The sequence below is a fragment of the Mycobacterium sp. genome (assembly GCF_049683355.1).
Lineage (GTDB): Bacteria > Actinomycetota > Actinomycetes > Mycobacteriales > Mycobacteriaceae > Mycobacterium.
In genome coordinates, this window is sequence record NZ_JBAUJB010000345.1 from 18,828 (window position 1) to 38,367 (window position 19,540).

Annotated in this window: 16 protein-coding genes and 1 pseudogene; 7 read left to right on the forward strand and 10 right to left on the reverse strand. The window is 66.3% G+C overall.

What is annotated here, in order from left to right; translation table 11 throughout:
* Positions 1-21: 21 nt before the first annotated feature.
* The 3 genes from WA944_RS19760 to pdxH all read right to left on the reverse strand — a co-directional run bounded on the left by WA944_RS19760 (position 22) and on the right by pdxH (position 2,821).
* Positions 22-1,326: a citrate synthase gene (locus WA944_RS19760; protein WP_526370686.1), complete on the reverse strand. Its 1,305-nt coding sequence runs from the start codon at positions 1,324-1,326 to the stop codon at positions 22-24.
* Positions 1,327-1,431: 105 nt separating this feature from the next.
* Positions 1,432-2,082: a TetR family transcriptional regulator gene (locus WA944_RS19765; protein WP_526370688.1), complete on the reverse strand. Its 651-nt coding sequence runs from the start codon at positions 2,080-2,082 to the stop codon at positions 1,432-1,434.
* A gap of 82 nt (positions 2,083-2,164) precedes the next feature.
* Entirely contained in the window at positions 2,165-2,821 is a 657-nt protein-coding gene (pdxH, locus tag WA944_RS19770; protein WP_526370690.1) for a pyridoxamine 5'-phosphate oxidase, read from the reverse strand.
* 68 nt (positions 2,822-2,889) lie between these two features.
* Here pdxH and WA944_RS19775 point away from each other — a divergent pair, with 68 nt between their 5' ends.
* From WA944_RS19775 to WA944_RS19785, 3 genes and pseudogenes are all read left to right on the forward strand, one after another.
* Positions 2,890-4,002, forward strand: coding sequence for a citrate synthase (locus WA944_RS19775; RefSeq protein ID WP_526370692.1), 1,113 nt, complete (start codon positions 2,890-2,892; stop codon positions 4,000-4,002).
* Positions 4,002-4,622, forward strand: coding sequence for a maleylpyruvate isomerase N-terminal domain-containing protein (locus WA944_RS19780; RefSeq protein WP_526370694.1), 621 nt, complete (start codon positions 4,002-4,004; stop codon positions 4,620-4,622). Before WA944_RS19775 ends, WA944_RS19780 begins: the two co-directional genes overlap by 1 nt.
* A 67-nt stretch (positions 4,623-4,689) precedes the next feature.
* A pseudogene (locus WA944_RS19785) lies at positions 4,690-4,944 on the forward strand (VOC family protein); the annotation flags it as partial.
* Here the strand turns inward: WA944_RS19785 and WA944_RS19790 are convergent.
* Positions 4,892-7,582 (reverse strand): family 1 glycosylhydrolase, encoded by a 2,691-nt coding sequence (locus WA944_RS19790; protein ID WP_526647266.1) that lies wholly within the window; start codon positions 7,580-7,582, stop codon positions 4,892-4,894. The pseudogene WA944_RS19785 and the gene WA944_RS19790 sit on opposite strands and share 53 nt — an antisense overlap.
* A gap of 129 nt (positions 7,583-7,711) precedes the next feature.
* Here WA944_RS19790 and WA944_RS19795 point away from each other — a divergent pair, with 129 nt between their 5' ends.
* The gene (locus WA944_RS19795) at positions 7,712-8,320 is read left to right on the forward strand and encodes a bestrophin-like domain (protein WP_526647267.1); all 609 of its coding nucleotides are present in this window, start codon (positions 7,712-7,714) and stop codon (positions 8,318-8,320) included.
* Positions 8,296-8,502 carry a bestrophin-like domain gene (locus WA944_RS19800; RefSeq protein WP_526647268.1) on the forward strand — a complete coding sequence of 69 codons (207 nt, stop codon included), beginning with the start codon at positions 8,296-8,298 and terminating at the stop codon, positions 8,500-8,502. The genes WA944_RS19795 and WA944_RS19800 overlap by 25 nt, the downstream gene beginning before the upstream one ends.
* Positions 8,503-8,506: 4 nt before the next feature.
* Here the strand turns inward: WA944_RS19800 and WA944_RS19805 are convergent, their stop codons facing one another.
* Positions 8,507-10,189: an FAD-dependent oxidoreductase gene (locus tag WA944_RS19805; RefSeq protein WP_526608975.1), complete on the reverse strand. Its 1,683-nt coding sequence runs from the start codon at positions 10,187-10,189 to the stop codon at positions 8,507-8,509.
* 21 nt (positions 10,190-10,210) lie between these two features.
* Positions 10,211-11,248, reverse strand: a complete 1,038-nt coding sequence (locus WA944_RS19810; protein ID WP_526608976.1) for a diiron oxygenase — start codon at positions 11,246-11,248, stop codon at positions 10,211-10,213.
* A 237-nt stretch (positions 11,249-11,485) separates the two neighbouring features.
* Here WA944_RS19810 and serC point away from each other — a divergent pair, with 237 nt between their 5' ends.
* Positions 11,486-12,604, forward strand: a complete 1,119-nt coding sequence (serC, locus tag WA944_RS19815; protein WP_526372811.1) for a phosphoserine transaminase — start codon at positions 11,486-11,488, stop codon at positions 12,602-12,604.
* A 39-nt stretch (positions 12,605-12,643) separates the two neighbouring features.
* Here the strand turns inward: serC and WA944_RS19820 are convergent, their stop codons facing one another.
* The 3 genes from WA944_RS19820 to WA944_RS19830 all read right to left on the reverse strand — a co-directional run bounded on the left by WA944_RS19820 (position 12,644) and on the right by WA944_RS19830 (position 15,634).
* Positions 12,644-12,889, reverse strand: coding sequence for a DUF7161 family protein (locus WA944_RS19820; protein WP_526372809.1), 246 nt, complete (start codon positions 12,887-12,889; stop codon positions 12,644-12,646).
* Between the two features lie 292 nt (positions 12,890-13,181).
* Entirely contained in the window at positions 13,182-14,408 is a 1,227-nt protein-coding gene (locus tag WA944_RS19825) for a PLL family lectin (RefSeq protein ID WP_526372812.1), read from the reverse strand.
* Complete coding sequence (locus WA944_RS19830; RefSeq protein ID WP_526372807.1) at positions 14,405-15,634, reverse strand: glycoside hydrolase family 26 protein; 1,230 nt, start codon at positions 15,632-15,634, stop codon at positions 14,405-14,407. Before WA944_RS19830 ends, WA944_RS19825 begins: the two co-directional genes overlap by 4 nt.
* 50 nt (positions 15,635-15,684) lie before the next feature.
* Here WA944_RS19830 and WA944_RS19835 point away from each other — a divergent pair, with 50 nt between their 5' ends.
* Positions 15,685-16,659: a glycoside hydrolase family 26 protein gene (locus WA944_RS19835; protein ID WP_526372805.1), complete on the forward strand. Its 975-nt coding sequence runs from the start codon at positions 15,685-15,687 to the stop codon at positions 16,657-16,659.
* A 21-nt stretch (positions 16,660-16,680) separates the two neighbouring features.
* On the opposite strand, the gene WA944_RS19840 is transcribed toward WA944_RS19835, so the two are convergent.
* Positions 16,681-18,957 carry a glycosyltransferase family 2 protein gene (locus tag WA944_RS19840; protein WP_526372803.1) on the reverse strand — a complete coding sequence of 759 codons (2,277 nt, stop codon included), beginning with the start codon at positions 18,955-18,957 and terminating at the stop codon, positions 16,681-16,683.
* Between the last annotated feature and the right edge of the window lie 583 nt (positions 18,958-19,540).

Sequence of the window (19,540 nt, forward strand, 5' to 3'; positions counted from 1 at the left end):
CCGCGCGCTCGCGGCGCAAGGTCAGCGGGTGTCGAGGTCGGAGTAGTCGCGCTCGGTGTAGCCGGTGTAGATCTGGCGCGGCCGGCCGATCTTGTTCGGCTCGCCGTGCATCTCCCGCCAGTGGGCGATCCAGCCCGGCAACCGGCCCAGCGCGAACAGCACGGTGAACATCCGCGTCGGGAAGCCCATCGCTCGGTAGATCACCCCGGTGTAGTAGTCCACGTTCGGGTAGAGCTTGCGCTCGACGAAGAAGTCGTCGGTCAGCGCGATCTCCTCGAGTTCCTTGGCGATGTCGAGCAGCGGATCCTGGACGCCGATCTTGGCGAGGATCTTGTCTGCCTGCTCCTTGACGATGCGCGCGCGGGGATCGTAGTTCTTGTACACGCGGTGGCCGAAGCCCATCAGCTTGACGTTGTCCTCGCGGTCCTTGACCCGTTTGACGAAGGTCGCCACGTCGTCGTCGCCGTCGCGGATCTTCGCCAGCATCTCCAGCACCGCCTGATTGGCGCCACCGTGGAGCGGACCCCACAGCGCGTTGATGCCGCCGGAGATCGACGTGAACAGGTTGGCCTGCGAGGAACCGACCAGCCGCACGGTCGACGTCGAGCAGTTCTGCTCATGGTCGGCGTGCAGGATGAACAGCATGTCCAGGGCCCGCACGATCTCCGGATCGACCTCGTAGGGCTCAGCGGGAAACCCGAACGTCATCCTCAGGAAGTTCTCCACCAGCGTCAGCGAGTTGTCCGGGTAGAGGAACGGCTGCCCCTCGGACTTCTTGTAGGCGTACGCCGCGATGGTCGGCAACTTGGCCAGCAGCCGGATGGTGGACAGCTCCACCTGGCCGGGATCGAACGGATCGAGCGAGTCCTGGTAGTAGGCGCTCAGCGCGTTGACGGCGCTGGACAGCACCGGCATCGGGTGCGCGTTACGGGGGAAGCCGTCGAAGAAGCGCTTGAGGTCCTCGTGCAGCAGCGTGTGCCGCTGGATCTGGGTGGTGAACTTCTCCAACTGCTCGGCCGTCGGCAGTTCACCGAAGATCAACAGGTAGCTGACCTCGATGAACGTCGACTTCTCCGCCAGCTGCTCGATCGGGTAGCCGCGGTACCGCAGGATGCCGGCGTCGCCGTCGATGTAGGTGATGGCGCTCTTGGTGGAGGCGGTGTTGACGAAACCGCCGTCGAAGGTCGTGTATCCGCTCTTGGCCAGCAACGAGCCCAGAGCGATGCCATCCGATCCCTCAGTGGCTTGGACGATGTCAAGGTCGAGCTCGCCACCTGGGTACTTCAGGGTGGCATGTGCCTGCCCGGCTTCGGCGTTATCGGCCACTGGGATCCCTTCTTGCTTCCATCGGATCTGTCGGGAAATCGCTGAGTCTGCCTACAAAAGGTAGTCCCATTGCACCAGTCACGCCCGCGGGGGGCGGACGGGGGGTCAGACCACCTGTCCGAGGCCGGCGATTTCGCCGGCGAACTCGGCGTAGGTGACATCCAGGACGGCCACCATGTCGTCGATCTCGACGCTGCCCGCCGTGTTGAGATCGTCGGTCAGCTCGGTCAGCGCGGTCATCAGGACAGCCGCCCACACTGCGGCGATCAGCTTGACCCGCCGGTCGCCGAGGGTGGTGCCCAGTCGCTGCGCCATCACGGCGTCGACCGCACTGGCCCGGTACTCGGCTGCGGCGTGCCGCAGGGCCGGGGAGGTGACGACGATGCGGATGATCTGCAGCAGCCGATCCGACGACAACGCACCGGCAGGCGCCAGCCTGGTGCCGCGAGCCATCGCGATGTACGCGCGCCGCAATGCTTCGAACTGGCCGATGTCGAGCGGCTGACGCTTGAGTTCACCGGCCACCGTCGCGAGGATCTCGTCGATCAGCGCCGTGGCGATGGCGTCCTTGGTGGAGAAGTAGCGGGTGAATGTGCGCGGTGACACGTCAGCGATGGCGGCGATCTGGTCGACGGTGGTGCCGTCGAAACCCTGCCGGTCGCACAAGCCGACGGCCGCGTCGATCAGGGTGGCGCGAGTTCGGCGTTTCTTGCGCTCGCGCAGACCGAGGACCGGCTCCCCCCTGACTTCAGCCACCTCTGGATGCTATCTCGGCCGGTTGTGAATTGACTGAGAAAATGGGCACCCCGGACATTTCCAGCCGCTCGGCGGAAACGATTCAGGGCTGCAGACGTTCGACCACTCCGTCGCAGACCCGAATCCTGTTGTGCACCCGGTTCTCCCGGCCCTGCCAGAACTCGATCGCCTCGGGGGCGATCAGGTAGCCGCCCCAGTGTGGGGGCACCGGGACTTCGTCGAGGTCGGCGAACCGTTCCGTCACGTCTGCCAGTTGTCGCAGCAGTGCCGCCCGCGACGCGATCGGCCGGCTCTGCTGCGACGCCCAGGCGCCGAGCTGTGAGCCCCGCGGTCGGTTGGCCCAGTAGGCTGCCGTCGCCTCCGGGGACACCTTCGTGACCGGGCCGCGGACGTGGACCTGGCGCCCCAGCGCGTACCACGGGAACGTGGCCGACGCGTACGGGTTGGCGGCCAGCTGTTCCCCCTTGTCGGAGTCGTAGTTGGTGTAGAACGAGATGCCGGTTTCGTCCACGCTCTTGCACAACACCGTGCGGGACACCGGCCGACCCCCGGCGTCGACGGTGCCGACGACCATCGCGTTGGACTCGGCGACGCCGGCCTGTTCGGCCTCCGACATCCAGGTGTTCAGCAGCGCCACCCAGCCCGCGTCGAGACAGCCGACGTCGAGATCACTGCTGCCGTCCTTCTCGACCGAGCCGTACTCCACCCGCATTCTGGCCAGGTGATCAGAAGTGCCCACGTGACAACGCTACCGCTCCCGGCCGGACTCTCGGCTCGGCCGAGGAGACAGGGTGCGAGAATCGGCCCATGACTTCGGTGCCGAAAGATTTCGCTCCAGGATTGGCGGGGGTGGTGGCGTTCGAGACCGAGATCGCCGAACCCGACAAAGACGGCGGCGCCCTACGCTACCGCGGAGTGGACATCGAGGATCTGGTCGCGGACCGGGTCACCTTCGGTGACGTGTGGGGGCTTCTGGTCGACGGCCGGTTCGGCCACGGCCTGCCCCCCGCCGAACCGTTCCCGCTGCCCATCCACAGCGGCGACGTCCGCGTCGACGTCCAGGCCGGCCTGGCGATGCTGGCGCCGATCTGGGGCTACCCTCCGCTGCTGGACATCGACGACCAGACCGCGCGCGACCAACTCGCACGCGCCTCGGTGATGGCACTGTCCTACGTCGCACAGTCGGCGCGCGGTATCTACCAACCCGCGGTGCCGCAGCGCACGGTCGACGAATGCCAGACCGTCACAGAGCGATTCATGACCCGCTGGCAGGGTGAGCCGGATCCTCGCCATGTCGAGGCCATCGACGCCTACTGGGTCAGCGCCGCCGAGCACGGGATGAATGCGTCCACGTTCACCGCCCGCGTCATCGCATCGACGGGCGCCGACGTGGCCGCCGCCCTGTCAGGGGCCATCGGGGCGATGAGCGGGCCGCTGCACGGTGGCGCTCCGGCGCGGGTGATCCCGATGATCGAGGAGGCCGAGCAGACCGGGGACGCGCGCGCGGTGGTCAAGGGCATCCTCGACCGCAAGGAAAAGCTGATGGGTTTCGGCCACCGCGTGTACCAGGCCGAGGATCCGCGGGCGAGGGTGTTGCGTGCCACCGCCCAACGGCTCGCGGCACCGCGGTACGAGGTGGCGGCCGCGCTGGAGCAGGCCGCGCTCGCCGAGTTGCGGGAGCGCCGTCCCGACCGCGCCATCGAGACCAACGTCGAGTTCTGGGCCGCGGTGATACTCGACTTCGCGCAGGTGCCGCCGAACATGATGCCCGCGATGTTCACCTGCGGACGCACCGCAGGCTGGTGTGCACACATTCTGGAACAGAAGAGGCTGGGCAAGCTGGTGCGGCCGTCGGCGGTCTACGTCGGGCCGGCACCGCGCAAACCCGAGTCGGTCGACGGTTGGGATCTGCTCGCCTGATGACCGCACGCGAACCGCGGGTGGTGTTCGCCTCGGCGGCAGAGAGTTTCGCGGCGCTGGTACGGCGCATACCGGACGGGCGCTGGGACGGACCCGGCCTCGGGGAATGGGATCTGCGCTCGCTGGTCGGCCACACGTCCAGATCCCTGGTCACGGTGAGCACCTATCTGCAGACCGCCGCCGGGCACGAAGACGTGCTCGACGCGGCCGACTACTACGCGAAGATCCACGACCTCGCCGCAGGTATGGGGACCGCAGCCATCGTCGAGCGGGGCCGTCAGGCCGGACGTGACCTCGGCGCGGATCCGGTTGCCGCGATCAGCACGCTGGTGGCGCGCGTGCGTTCTGACCTGGACGGGGTCGGCGACCCGCTGATCGAGGTGATCGGTGGTCTGGGAATCCGGCTGAACAGCTACCTACCGACCCGGACGTTCGAGTTGGCCGTGCACGGGATGGACATCGCCGGCACCGTCTGCGTCGAGTTCGCACCGCCGGACGACGTACTGGCCGAGGCCGCCACGCTGGCAGCCCACATCGGCGTCCGACTGGGTCGCGGACCCGAGGTGCTGCTCGCGCTGACTGGGCGGGCGGGCCTGCCTCCAGGATTCTCGGTGGTCTGAAGCGCGATGAGTTTTCGGTGCGCGGCTGGTCTCCATCCACGTCCCATCCCGATTCTGAGGAGACCCCATGGCCGTCAACCCTGAAGCCAACCAGCCCATGCTGGTGCCGCACCTCGTCGTCGACGACGCTGCCGCCGCGCTCGACTTCTACGCCAAGGCGTGCGATGCCCAGGAGATGACTCGTCTTCCCGGCCCGGGGGGCAAGCTGATGCACGCGGCGTTCCAGATCAACGGTTTCATGGTGTTCCTCAACGACGACTTCCCCGAGTTCAACGACGGCAAGTCGACCACCCCGACCGCGCTGGGTGGCTCGTCGGTGACGCGGCGATGCTGTCCGGTTTCGGGGTGCGTTCCAGTTCGGGAGTGTTCGGGTCCGAGCCGTACAGGCCGAACTTCAGGTCGTAACCTTCGGACCACTCGAGGTTGTCGACGAACGACCAATACGTGTACCCGCGGATGTCGGTTTTGTGGGCGGCGAGATCCTGTACCACCGCGATGTGGTTGACGATGTAGGACGGCCGCTTGGAGTCGTCCGCGTCGGCGATCCCGTTCTCGGTGATCCACAACGGTTTTCCGTAGGACGCCGCGAGTTCGAACACCTCGCGGAATCCGCCCGGGTCGGTGGGCTGGTTGAAGTCGCTGCATGTCGGCGAAGCCTGGCAGCGGATCGGGAAGCCACGCAGGAACGGGAACCCGGGCACCGGTGCCACACCGAAACCGATCATGGGCTGCGAGCCGTAGTACTGCACGCCGAGGAAGTCGACCCTGCCCACGAAGTCGGCGAACACCTCGTTTGCGGTTTTGATGCCGTCGAAGTTGACGTCCACCCACCCGTCGATCACGGCGTTCGGGAACCACTGGTTGTAGTATTGGTTCCAGGCGTCGGCGGCCTGCACGTCGAGCAGGCTCACCGGGTTGGCCGGCCGCGCCGGGATCATGTTGTGGGCGGATCCCACAAATGCGGCAGGCCCCCCTACGTTCGCCGACTCGGTGTCCCAGGCGTGGATCGCGTCGTAGGCCGCCACGTGACCGATGGCCTGGTTGACGACGAACATCGACGCGAGGTCGGGACGGATCACCCCGGGCGGCCAGTTCGGCACCACCCACGGGATCGCCAGCAGCTCCGTCAGCACCGGCGGGAAGGGCTCGTTGACGGTGACCCAGTTGTCGACCTGGTCGCCGAACTTCCACGCCACGTAGGCGGCATACTTCTCGAACTCCTCGGGTGTGCTCGACGACAACCAGCCGGCCGCGGGCGCGGGCAGCCCCAGCTGGATCAGTGGACGCGCGACGATCGGGTCGTGCACCCACACCGGCAGGGTGAAGTGGTTGACGGTCACCATCGGGTCGAGCCCACGCAGCCGCAGCGCGTCGAACACTGCCCGATAGTGGCCCACCTCGTCGAGGTTCGCCAGCTCATCGAGCGCCTGCAGATCGGCATGGCTGACGCCGCCACCTTCGTCCGAGATATCAATAGCTGCAGTGGAGTTCGGGAATATGCGGCTCCACTCGATGCCCATCCGGAAGGTGTTCACGCCGAGTTCGTCGCGCGCCAGGTCGGCGTCGTTCTCGTAGGAGACGTACGCTCCAGGGCCGTCGTCGGGCACCCCGTTGACGAGGCCGAGGAGCTGGTTGAGGGGATCGTGCACCCACCGGTACCAGTCGGAGTTGGTGTCCACCGGCGAACCGGGGCCGCCTTCGTGCCTGGAATCCGGAGTGCGCCACGCCCCAGCGGAAGCCGTCGGGCATCGACAAGTCGACGCCCGCCACGGGATCGACCGTGACGGGGTGATGGTGTGGGCCACCCGGTGCCCTCCGCTGGGGTAGAGCAGCGGGCCCAGAATGGGCACGAACTTCAGCAGGCCGAGCAGGCCGCCGATCTGGAGGCCGGCCCGCTCGTCGCTGACGACGACGGTGAACGAGTCGGTGCCGCCGACCGCTGCCATCGCGTTCATCGGCCGGTAGATGAAGTCGCCGTTCTGGTCAACGTGCACAGTGCCACCGTTGTGCGGCCTGCCGATCACCGTGTAGCTCAGTGGGTCTCCGTCACGGTCTTCGAACCCGACTGCGCCCGTCACAACGACGTCGCCCTCGAGGGTCAGGCTTTGGGTGTAGGGCAGCGGGTTCTCCACCGGTGTCGGCCTCTGGTTGAAGAACTCGCGTCGGATCCACGCCACCAGTGCCCATTCGGCGGGGTCGGCCGACGGTGCAGCCGGCTTCGACACGAACGGCTGAAGCAGGGCCTTGACGAAGCTGCTGGCGAGATCGACCACATACGTCACGGCGGTACGCAGGTCGTATGCGGTAGGCCACGGGCGCCATGACGGGACCTCGGGTGGGGCGACGGTGGTGGTGACGACGCTCGGCGTCGTCGGCGCTCCCGGCGAGGACTCCTGAGTCACCGCGATGGAACCTGCGATCTCTGGGGGTTCGGCGACGGCTTCTGCTGAGACCGCGACGGCCTGTTGGCGGCGGGCCGGTGCGGACTCCGTTTCCTCGATTCCCTCGGCAGCGTCGTCCGTACGCGGCAGCGCCCGCTTGGGTTCGGCTGCCTCGTCGGTCCCGGCCGGTTCGGCAGGGGCGGGGTCGTCCTCGGTGTCGACGGGGGGCGTGGTCGCGCTGTCGGGGTCGGGCAACTCGTCGTCGGCCTCGGCGTCGTCGGCGTCGGCGTCTTCGGCGTCGGCGTCTTCGGCGTCGGCGTCTTCGGCGTCTTCGGCGTCGGGGTCTGTGTCGTCGCCGTCGCCGTCGCCGGCGGCGCCGCCCCTCTTGCCCGAGGAAGCGCCGGCGTCGGTCGGCGCTGCCGACTCCGACACGGACGCGCCGGGCGTCGAGGAACCACCGTCGGATTCCTCGGTCGCCCATGCCGCCCCGGTGCCGGTGAACACGGCGGCCCCTACCCCCAGTGCCGCCACCGCCAGGCTTCCGACACGACCAATGACCTGTGCAGAGTTCACCTCCACTACATACCTCCACGCGGGCGTGGTGGGGGCAGCTTTGCCCGAAGACAACCCCACGGAGACCAGGCAGGTGTGTTCACCTCACGGGGACGGGTGAGGACAGTGATAATTACCCGTCGACTTACTGTGAGGGTGGAGCTTGTGATTTGGCTGCTGCAGATTCCTGCACCGATACTGGGCTTCCTCTGGGTCGTCGTGATCGTCGGGTTCTCCGTGGGCGGTCTCCTTCTCTTCCGCAAGCTGGTCTCGCACACCCGACTCGAGAACGCGAACACGGTGTCGGGCACCATGTTCCAGCTGACCGGTGTGCTGTACGCCGTGCTGGTGGCCTTTGTGGTGGTGGTGGTGGTCTGGGAGCAGTTCGGCGACGCCGAGGACGCGAGCACGATGGAAGCCAACGCCATCTCGGACCTGCTCCGCGACTCGGTCGCCCTGCCCGCCGAATCACGGACGCCGATCGAGCAGGCCCTGATCGCCTATACCCGCGACGTGATCGAGGACGAGTTCCCTCGGATGCACCGGGGTGAGCCGGTCGAGCTGCGGTCTGAACAACTCGTGGCCGTGTGGGAGGCGTACCTGGCGGTGCAACCGCAGACGCGCAACGAGATCGCCTTCTTCGACCACGCGATCGGCCGGTTGAGCGACCTGGACACCGACCGCTCGCTACGGGTCTCGGCCAGTGAGGACTCGGTACCGGCGAACTCTGGGTTCTGCTGGTGGGCGGCGGCGGCGGCGTGGTGATGGCGTTCACGTTCCTGTTCGGCACCCGCGATGTGGTCGTCCACGCGCTCGCGGTCGGCCTGACCGCGGCGCTGCTGGCCTTCGTCCTCTACCTGATCTTCGCGCTGGAACACCCGTACGTCGGTGATCTGTCGGTGGAGCCGACCGAGTACGCCAACGTGCTGGAGGCGTGGGCGGTGTGACGGTTCAGCGCCGTAGGCCGGCGAGCAGCCGCTGATGTACCGGCGGCGCCGGTGCTGCTGCAGCGGCTTCGACCATGCCGGCGACGGTGGTGAACTTGACGCGAGGTCGCCGATCACCGCCGCGGCCGACCTCGGCGTCGTCGATGGCCTTCCACCCGGCGGCATCGATGACGGCGGGCTGTCTGCCCCGGACGAACCGGTCGAGCGAGGCGACCTTGTGGACGGGGTCGGTCAACAGCCCGGTGTTGTAGTCGGCGACCAGGTTGTGCACCGTCTGGGCAGCACACGACTTGTTGGTCCCGATGAACCCCGTCGGGCCGCGCTTGATCCACCCCGCGACATAGCTGCCCGGCACCGGCTCGCGGGTCTGCGGATCGAGCACCCTGCCGCCGTCGTTGGGGACCACCGCGGCCGCGTCGTCGAACGGCAGACCACGGATCGGCTTGCCGCGGTACCCGATTGACGTCAACACCAGACCGGCGGCGAGTTCGCGCACCTCGTCGGTGCCCGTCACCGAGAATTCCACCCCGGTGGCGGCGCCCTCCCCCAGCACGCGCCTGGGGGTCAGCCCGTACGTCAATCGGATTCTGGGCCGCCCTCCCCGGGAGTCGGACGCCAGGCCCAGCTCGGCCAGGATCTCGAGCTTGTTGCGGGTCAGCGGGTCGGCTTCGCTTGCGAGATCGCGGATCACCAGATCGTGGTCGGCGGTGTCGAGCACCACCTCGCATGTCGACGTCAGACCGATGAGCTCGGGCAGGGTGAAGGCCGACGCAGCGGGTCCGCGACGGGCGGCGATCACCACCTCGTGCACCCGGGAAGCACGCAGGGCTTCCAGCGCATGGTCGGCGATGTCGGTGCGCGCCAGCACATCCGGGGCGGTCGTCAGGATGCGCGCGACGTCCAGCGCTACGTTCCCGTTGCCCACTATGACTACGCGTTCGCCGTTGAGATCGACGGGCAGCCCGGCATATTCCGGATGCCCGTTGAACCAGGCGACGACTTCGGTCGCGGTCGATGTCCCCGGCAGTCCCATCCCCGGCACCTCGAGACGACGGTCGTCGGGTGCGCCGACCGCGTACAGCACGGCGTGATGGTGTTCGAGCAGTTCGTCGTGCGTCAGGTCCGAGCCCACCTCACAGTTGAGATAGAAGGAGAACCCGGGGAGGCGGGCGATGCGGTCGAAGAGCCTGGTCACCCTCTTGGTGCTCTGATGGTCGGGCGCCACACCGGCGCGCACCAGGCCGTAGGGCGTTGGGAGCTTTTCGAAGACGTTGACCCGAACGCCCTGCTGGGTCAGCAGTTCGTCGGCGGCATACATCGCGGCCGGGCCGGACCCCACCACGGCGACGCGCAGTGGGCCGCCCGGCCGTGGGTGCACCACCGGCGCCTGCAGCACCGGAGCCAGCTTGGACGTCGGGGGCAGCTTGGTCTCCCGCTGCGGATAGAACGCCGCGTTCAGCTCGACGAACGGCAACTGCTTGTCGGTCAACCGGGTGTCCGGCGCGATCGCGCCGACGGGGCAGGCGGACACACACGCGCCGCAGTCGACACACGCCACCGGATCGATGTAGAGCATCTCCGCGGTGGCGAAGCCCGGCTCGTCGGGTGACGGGTGGATGCAGTTGACCGGGCACGCGTAAACGCACGACCCGTCGCTGCAGCACGACTGGGTGATGACGTGAGGCATGAGGATCCTGTCCGGGACCGCCTAGGCGGCGGTCACCACGTGCTGACGCGCCGGCTCGCTGCGGTAGCGGCTGGGCTGGCCGTCGATCCTGCATGCCCGCCACATCAGCTTCGCGGCCGGGTTCATCAGCCCCGTCTCGTGGCACAGCATCCGGACATCGCCGAACATATCGCGCAGGAACTGCCGCGACTCGGGCGAACGGAAGAACAGCTCCTGCTTGACCGAGCGCGGGATGTCGAACTCCTTCCAGAAGGATTTCGGCGGCTTGACGATCGCCTGGCACAACACCCGCATGATGATCGGCACGTGCAGCGACAGCCAGAAGCGCTTGCGACGCGGCAGGTGCGGAACCCGCTTGCGCAGGTACTCGTGGGCGAACGAGATGTGCCGGGCCTCTTCGGCGACGTGGATGGCCATCACGCGCTCCATGATCGGATGCAGCGCCTTGCCTTCCCGCAGGATGTTCTTCTGGGTGTGGTCGATGGGCTCCTCGCCGGCGAGCACCCCGAAGAAGAACGGGATGGGCAGCGGGCCTGCGGCCAGCGGGATGAACTGCGACAGCCACTTGAGCATCCGCGGCATGCCCGGCACGTCGGCGCCGATGCGGTTCACCATCTCCTGGAACATCATGGTGTGGTTGCACTCTTCGACCGATTCGTGCAGGCAGTACCGGTATTCCGGGGAGCCGTTCGGGACCCAGAACGCGTAGTTCATCAGGCCGCGAATCAAGATCGACTCGAAGTGCAGCCCCACTTTGGCGACGTTTGCCTGGCGCCACATCCCGATCTCGATCTGCCGCTCCACCGGCTGTGATCGGTACCAGGGGTGGCGTCCGATCGGGTCGGTACCGGGCAGGATCCAGCGGGTGTCGTCGGGGACCACCGCGAACTCGGGCGAGTCCCACTCGATGTCCGTATACGGATTGAAGTTACGTCGAACCGAACCCTCGGACAGGGTGGTCAGCATGTCGACGTACTCCCGGTCCTCGGGGGTGACGCCGATCTCCATGTTCTTGCGCCAGCGCCGGATGATCGGCGTTCGAGCTTCCTTGACAGCCATCTTGAGCCTCCCGTGAGGTTTACATTTGTCCGCTCGCTGTCCAAATACAGTACCCATGGTCCCAGGAATTGAACAGGCCGTTTTGCGGCAGTGTGGCCACCAGGGGTTATCTGCGTCACATGTGCCCTGGGTCACAGGCGCGGGGGCCTCGACCGTGACCGAGCCCGCAGCGGGAGCGTCTTGCGTACCCAGGACCCACGCTCGGCGGACCGGGCGCCGGAACTTAGGCTGGTCGACATGGCCGATGCTTCACTGATCATCCCGCCCGAGCTCAAGCCCGCAGACGGCCGCTTCGGCTGCGGACCGTCCAAGGTCCGGCCGGAGCAGCTGCAGGCGCTGGCCGCCGCCGGCGAGCTGTTCGGCACCTCGCACCGGCAGGCGCCGGTGAAGAATCTGGTGGGACGCGTGCGGGACGGGCTGCGCCGGCTGTTCTCCCTGCCCGAAGGCTACGAGGTGGTCCTCGGCAACGGCGGATCCACCGCGTTCTGGGACGCCGCGGCGTTCGGCCTGATCGACAAGCGCTCGCTGCATCTCACCTACGGCGAGTTCAGTGCCAAGTTCGCCTCGGCCGTGGCGAAGAACCCGTTCGTCGGCGACCCGGTGGTCGTCAAGGCGGACGCGGGCAGCGCGCCCGCACCGGTGTCGGACCCCTCCGTCGACCTGATCGCGTGGGCACACAACGAGACGTCCACCGGCGTCGCGGTCCCGGTGGTGCGCCCCGACGGCTCGGGTGACGCGCTGATCGCCATCGACGCCACCTCCGCGGCCGGCGGGCTGCCGGTCGACATCGGTGATGCCGATGTCTACTACTTCGCGCCGCAGAAGAACTTCGCTGGTGACGGCGGGCTGTGGATCGCGCTGATGTCGCCTGCCGCGCTGGCCCGGGTGGAGGCGATCGCCGGTTCCGGACGCTGGGTGCCGGAGTTCCTGTCGCTGCCGATCGCGATCGACAACAGCGTCAAGAACCAGACGTACAACACCCCGGCCATCGGCACGCTGGTGCTGTTGGCCGAACAGATCGACTGGCTACTCGGCAACGGCGGCCTGGATTGGGCCACCAAACGAACCGCCGACACCTCGGGGCGGCTGTACTCGTGGGCCGAGGCGTCACCATTCGCCACACCGTTCGTCACCGATCCGAAGCTGCGCTCCCAGGTCGTGGGCACCATCGACTTCTCCGATTCCGTCGACGCCGCGGCGGTCGCCAAGATCCTGCGTGCGAACGGCATCGTCGACACCGAGCCGTACCGCAAGCTCGGCCGCAACCAACTCCGCGTCGGGATGTTCCCCGCCGTCGAGCCCGACGATGTCAGCGCGCTGACGGCATGCGTCGACTTTGTGGTGGAGCGGCTTTAGCCGCGACAGAAGGTGGGCGATGAAGTGCTCACGATGGGTCTATGGCTCGCTGCAGAGGGCCAGTCGGTCGGAACGAACATTGGCGACCGTGGCCGGGTCGCCGACAGGGCGAACTTGCATGTTGCTGAAGACATCGGGCTGGTCGTCGAGGGCGACAACGTCGGTGATCCCTGCGGGAAGGTCGGCAGGAACCATTCCGTCGGTCGGGATTTCGGCCAACACCCGAAGCCGTTTCCCGCGCAGCCCGGCGGCGTCGTAGCCCAGCGCGCGATAATCGGTGCCCACCGGCACAGGTGTAGTCATGCAGGCGGGGGCCGAAAAGGGTGACTCGTCCTGCGCAGTTCGGCGCGGGTGTGGTTGACCGTCTACGGGCGCTCGCCGGTAACACTGGGCGGCCCAGCTGAGATGAACTCGCTTCCCCGGGGGCGTCGTAGGGGAATTGCATCATTAGGCCCCCGCGGCGCCGGATTCAACTGGCCCGCACCCGGAGTTCCGGATCGCGACGCTGCCGTGGCAGCGCGATCTGGCAATGCCATCGAGCGGTTGGCAACTTCCTGGTTTCTACCGCGAGTAGCGTTCAACCCTCAGGGTTACCCGACCACAGCTCGTGAACGCTCCCGCCGTCGGCGGTGACATACATGATGTGTTGGGTCTTCTGGGTTTCGAAGGCATAGCCGAACATTCGGCCCGGTGCCGGTTTCGGCGCACCCAGGCCCGCTGTCAGGTTGCCGACCTGCCAACCGCTGCTGTCCCACCACAATTCGTAGAGCTGGCCGTCGGCGCCCTGATAGACGACGTGCTGGGTCTGCTGCGCCTCGAACGCATACGCGGCCAGGGGGTTCTTCGCCGGTGTCGGCGCACCGGTCTGGCTGCTCAGATCGGATCGCTGCCAACCGTCGGGCTGACTGAACAGCTCATAGAGCTTGCCGTCGATACCCACGAAATACACGTGCTGAGTGCCTTGCGCGTCGAACATGTACCCCGCGAGCGTGGCCGGGACCGGCGCCGGGGTACCCGTTACCGCCGTCAGATCTGTCAGGTGCCAACCGTCCTGATCGGACCACAGCTCGTAGAGGTGGCTGTCGGTGCCGACATAGAAGACATGCTGAATACCCTGCGCGACATCGACATAGCTGACCATTGCGCCATCAAGCCCCGGTGGGGACAGCACCGCGGCGGAAAGGTCCTGAGTGTGCCAGCGCTCGCTGTCCCACCACAGTTGCTGCACATGATTGTCGGACCGGCGCAGGTAGAAAACGTGATGACTCTGTTGCTCCTCGATGCTGTACCCGGTCAGAGTTGAACCCGACGGCGGCGCCCCGGCACTTGCGGTGAGATTGTCCTGCTGCCAGCCGTCGGCCGTCCACCGCAGTTCGTGGACCTGCCCGCCACCGGCGCCGGCGTAGAACAGATGCTGGCTGTTGGCCGTCTCCGAGGCGATCCCGGTCAGCGAACCCGGTTCAGCAGGAACGGCATTCGCGGCTGCCGTGACATCGCCGAGGTGCCAGCCGTCGAGATCCCACCAGAACGTCCGGATGTGCTGCTGCGCCGCGTCGACGTAATACACATGTTGGGAATGGTTCGCCTCCAGAACGTAGCCGGTCAGACTGCCCGGCAGCGCACCGGGCGCGCCCACAGCGGCCGACAGATCATCATCGGTCCACGGGTTGCCGGCTTCCGGGCCGTGCGTCTCCGTCGCCGCCGGCGGCGACCAGGCCACCGCCCCGTCCGAGTTCGAACAGGCCGACATGTTCAGGGCGAGAACCAGCACGACCGTCAGCGCGCAGAACGGGACGGTGATCACGAGCAAGCGTCCACAGTGTCGGCGTAGTTCAACCACGAGGGTAGGTCCTCGGTGAAGGCGTCACGGACCACCGGGACGCCCGCGGCGCGCCAGTCGACCCAGTCGTTGATCTCGATCTCGAACTTGTGCCATTCGAACCAGTTGATCATCTTCAACTGCGGAAATCGCTCGTGGGTGTCCTCCGCGAACACCTGCTGCCACCAAGCCTGTTTGACCGCGAGTTCGTCCGCGCCGGGACGGGATGGCGTGTAGATCGCCGCCGTCTCGACGATGGCCACCGGGCGGTCGCGCTGGACACCGAAGACGTCGTAGAAATCCGGAACACCGAGATCGCTACCTGCCGTGCCGTCGTAGGCGCCGGTCAGCATGTCAATGAACTTGTTCGGCTCGGTGATTTCGTTGTTTCCCCACGGTCGCTGATTTCCCCAGTGATACAACGACATTCCAACCCAGTCCACATATTCGTCGCCCGGATAGTAGGGCAGGTAGGAGTCGTCGTACATCGTCAGCGCGCCGTCGCCATCGGTGTCGAGCACTTGATGGGCGGGGGTACCGCGGGCCGCCGTGAACTGCCCACCGGTAAACGGATAGCCGCCGCCGTAGTTGGGCGCCCACATCATCGCGGACCCCGGCGCGATCTCATGCACCGCCGTGGCCACCTGCTGGAAGACCTGCTTGTAACGTTGCGGCTGTTGGCCCCAGGCATACCAGGATCCGTTCATCTCGTGCGCGAATCGCACGATCACCGGAACACCCTGGTTGTTGAGGTCGAGCAGGTCGTGGGCCAGCGTCAGAATCACCTCCGGGCTGATGGTGTCCAGCCCACCATGCGGTTCCAGTGTCAGCACCATGACACCGCCGTTCTCCCTGATCTGGGCCACGGCACTCTTGGAGTGCTCCCACGTCGCCCGGTCGTACGGGATGTCGGAGAACTGAACGGCCACCGCCGGCCGGTGATCCATGTTGGCGCGATGCTCGGCGAGTGTCTCCGATTCCCAGTCCAGGTTGACGCCGAACAACACACCGCTGTCCGGAATGATGGCTGAGGCGTCCTTCACCTGGCACCGGCCGAGCAGTTCCTGCAGCGGCTTGATGCGGGGTTCCACGAAGAGCACTCCGGCCACCGCGAGGACCATCACCAACAGCGGGGTCAGTGCGCTCTGCCCACGACGCCGGCGGCGGGGTGGGTGGGCTACGAAGGAGTCGTCAACTAGTTCGGTGGTCATGGGGTCTTTCGTGGGCTAGCGGATTGGCAGTCTGTCGTTAAGATCTGGCCATGCGCCCCTCCCACAGCCGGTCCGCACGCCTTGGGGCCGTCCTGCTGGCAACGACGCTCCTGACGGCATGTACGGCACCGTCCGACGACGCTGCCGCCGCCGAGGACGGCACGCACCGTGTCGACTGGGGTGTTTTTCTTCCCGACGATCGGGCGCCGTCGAGCGATCTGCGGACGGTGGCCCAGATGGCCGGATCGATGCCGGCCTACATCCTGCGGTTCGCAGGGATCGACGAGCGCACCCCGATCCCCGAACTGGACGGGATCGTCGAGGCCGGTGCGATGCCCATCCTGACGCTGGAGCCGTGGCAACCAGGAATGGGACCCAATCAGCCGGCGTATGCCCTGCGCCGGATAGCGGCCGGTGAGTTCGACACCCAACTGGACTCCTGGGCAAAAAATCTGGCGCAGTGGAAGCAGCCGCTCATCGTCCGGTTCGGACATGAGATGAACAGTGACCACTACCCGTGGTCGGTCGGCGTCAACGGCAACACGGCGGCGGACTTCGTCAACGCGTGGCATCGCGTGCGAGAGCGGTTCACGCTGCAGGGCGCGTCCAACGCGACGTTCATGTGGTGTCCCGACGCTCCCCACGACGGGTCCACCGACATGGCAGCGGCCTTTCCCGGTGCCGACGCCGTCGACGTGCTCGGACTCGACGGCTACAACTGGGGCTTCGGGGACGGCCACAGCTGGCGCCAACCCGAAGCGGTTTTCGCCACCGGGCTCGACCAATTGCGCGCCCTCGAGGGCGACCACCCGATCCTGATAGGGGAGACGGCTACGGTCGAAGGCCCGCAGTCCGGTGTGGACAAAGCCGAATGGATCGAGAGGCTGTTCACGTTCTTGTCCCGGCAGGATCAGGTGGATGGGGTGGTGTGGTTCCAGATGGTCAAAGAACGGGACTGGCGGTTCAACTCCTCCGAGCAATCCCAGACCGCGTTCCACGACGCACTTGCCAACCGTCCAACCTGATCGCCACCGAGTTCGCATCGGTCAAGCGCTCAATTCAAGTCTGCGTGAAGCATCGGCGTGGTCTGAGTGCAGCGAGGTGACGCCCGCCAACTCGAGCACCTTGTGGGCCCGTTCGAACGCACCCGATGCGCCGAACAGCCTCAACTCGCCGCCGCGCGCCCGGACCATTCGGAGCAGGTCGAGCATCACCGCGACACCCGACGGCGTCACCGAGGCGACCCCGCTCACGTCGATAAACAGCACCGGCACCGGCGCGGCATCGGCCACGGCCTGCCGCAACTCCAGCGCCGCACTGGCATCGAAGCACTGGACGTCACATCGGATCGCCGAGGCATTCGCCGAGATACACCGGTGACGACCGCCTGTCGGCTCCAAGCCTTCGTGCCGCACGGCACTCACGACCCGCGCCGCATCGGCGACAATCTGTTCGGTGACAATCTGGGAGATGGTGCGCTCGGCTTCCTCGCGTACACCGTGGTCGATCGGGCATGACAGGCCCGCGGAGGGCCCACCGTAGCGAGCGGCCCGCACCATCGACCACAGCAGTGCGATGTCGATGGCCACCCATGCAAGCGTGAGCTGGGTTGCAATCATGGGCCGTGCACCGTGGGCGGCCGCAATCACGCCGACGCCGGCGGCGATCGTCAGGGCGGTGATCGCGATCAGCTGAGGACGCACATAGCGGAGTCCGCGTCCGCTGTCCGCCCTGGTCTTGCTGGTCACCTTGAACTTCAGCGTCTTTCCGAAGAAAGCTGCCCCAGCGCCGGCGATGGTTGCCTTGATCCAAACTGGAAAGAGCGCGAAGGACATCTGCTGGCCTCGCCACAACCCGCGGGAACCGTTGCCCGCGACGACAAACAGCAACTGGCACATCAGGAAGAACGGCATGAAGTAGACGAAGAAGGCCGTCGTGTCGGTGTGGATCGGGAACACCCCGGTTGTCAGAAAGACGATCGGTGCAGCGATGTAGACCACGGCGGCAAAACCGTTGAGATAGCTCGTCATCGTGGCGAGGTACATCAACCGCTGTCCGACGGTGAGCCCGCGGATGAACAACGGGTTGTCGCGGAAGAAGACCTGCATCGTGCCGGTGGCCCAGCGCTGCCGCTGAGTGAGCATGCTGCTCACGTCCTCGGGCGCCAGCCCGTGCACCAGCACCTCGTGGTGGTACACGCTGGTCCATCCCAGTGCATGCAGGTGCATAGCCGTCGCCATGTCCTCGGTGATGGAGGAGGTGGTGATCGGATCGATCGCCAGTGCGTGATCGGTCCGGGCGACGTCGGCCCGCTCGACGATTTGCACCAACGCGTGGCCCAGTGGTTCAGTCACCGGGCGTTGACCGAGGAGTTCGACCATGCGCCTGCGCAATTCGTAGGTGATGTCGGCGAGCACGTCGCCGGTGCGGATGCGCGCCTCAGCCCTCTTGATTATCCGCAGGGCGCTCAGCGCGCTTTCGGCCGCCCGTTGTTGATCAGCCGATAGCCCGCCCAACACGGCTTCGACCTGACCGCGGCCCCGCCGAAGTTCCCTGCGCACCCGTTCGGCCGCCGCGCGGCAGAACCTAGTCAGCCCGAGCGCCATCAACGCTTCGCGGCGTAGCACGGCGTTGGAACCGCAGAAGAACGCGGCGCCCATGCCGTCCTTGCCCTGTTGGATCGGACCGTAGAACAGATCGGCCTGACTGCCGAGCGGATCGCAGTCGGGGACGTTCCAGAATCTCTGTGGGGTCTGCACGAACGCGACCTCCGGATCGTCGAAGTACCCGAGCACATGGTCGAGGAACTCCGGCTGCGGCACCTGATCGGCGTCGAGTACCGCAATGAACTCCCCGGAGGTCTGAAACAGTGCGTTGTTGACGTTGCCGGCCTTGGCGAATCGGGGCCGCCCTTCCCACTCCGGACCACGGTTGATGTAGCCGACGCCGAGGATCTCGGCAGCGCGGGCGAACTCCGCCCGGTCTCCGTCGTCCAGGATCCACGTCTGGTGCGGATAGGTGATGTCCCGCGCGGCGACCGCGGTCCTCAACACGATCTCCAATGGCTCGTTGTAGGTGGCGATGAAGACATCGACGGTCTTGCCCTCGGGCGCCTGCGGTGGACTCGGACGCCGCCGGGCGTTCCACATCGTGAGTCCGTACAGCACCGACTCGCTGAGGCTGTACGTCTCGGCCAGTACCAGCGGGACCGCGATCCACCAGACGTCCCATGCGATGGTGCTCGACCAGCGCCAGCCCAGGTACCCGATTCCGAGTGATACCACCAGCAGCGCGAGGACACGAACCAGTAGGAGCCGTTTCATGGACATACTGGAATTACCTTTCGGCGAAGCCGACAAATGAACAATTCGTCCATATAAATCAGCCGTCGAATAAGGGCGCACAGATGACGGCCAAGGATTGCCGAGGGCGCCGTAACAGCGAAATATCATCCCGCGGCGACAATTGTTAACTTGGATGACATTAAAACGTCACCCGGAGGCGGCCCACATAGGCCTGCCATTAGGTGCTCTTGCTTATATCCGGCATATTTCCTCCCCCTCGGGGCCGCAGGCGTGTCACACCGTCCCCTGTCCAGCGCTGCACAAAGAGCGACACGAATCACGTTTATCGTTCGCGCTCTAATCACACCACAGAACATCTCGCAATGCACATGGCGAATTAGCTGTTGGCTGTGATTTCGACCATAGCCCTGCTACAAGGCATGGGACACACCAGAACATACGTTGCTAGTTTTGCATTTGTTTGTTGCTTTCTATCCCGACTTCCGCAGTTTGTAGGCACATTGCGGGGTAGCGTGGAGCGATTGTGCTGGTAGGAGGCTTGGGGGGTCGCCGAATCGGCGAATTCGTGTAGGCACACGACTATTGGCGTGTCGCTGGCTCC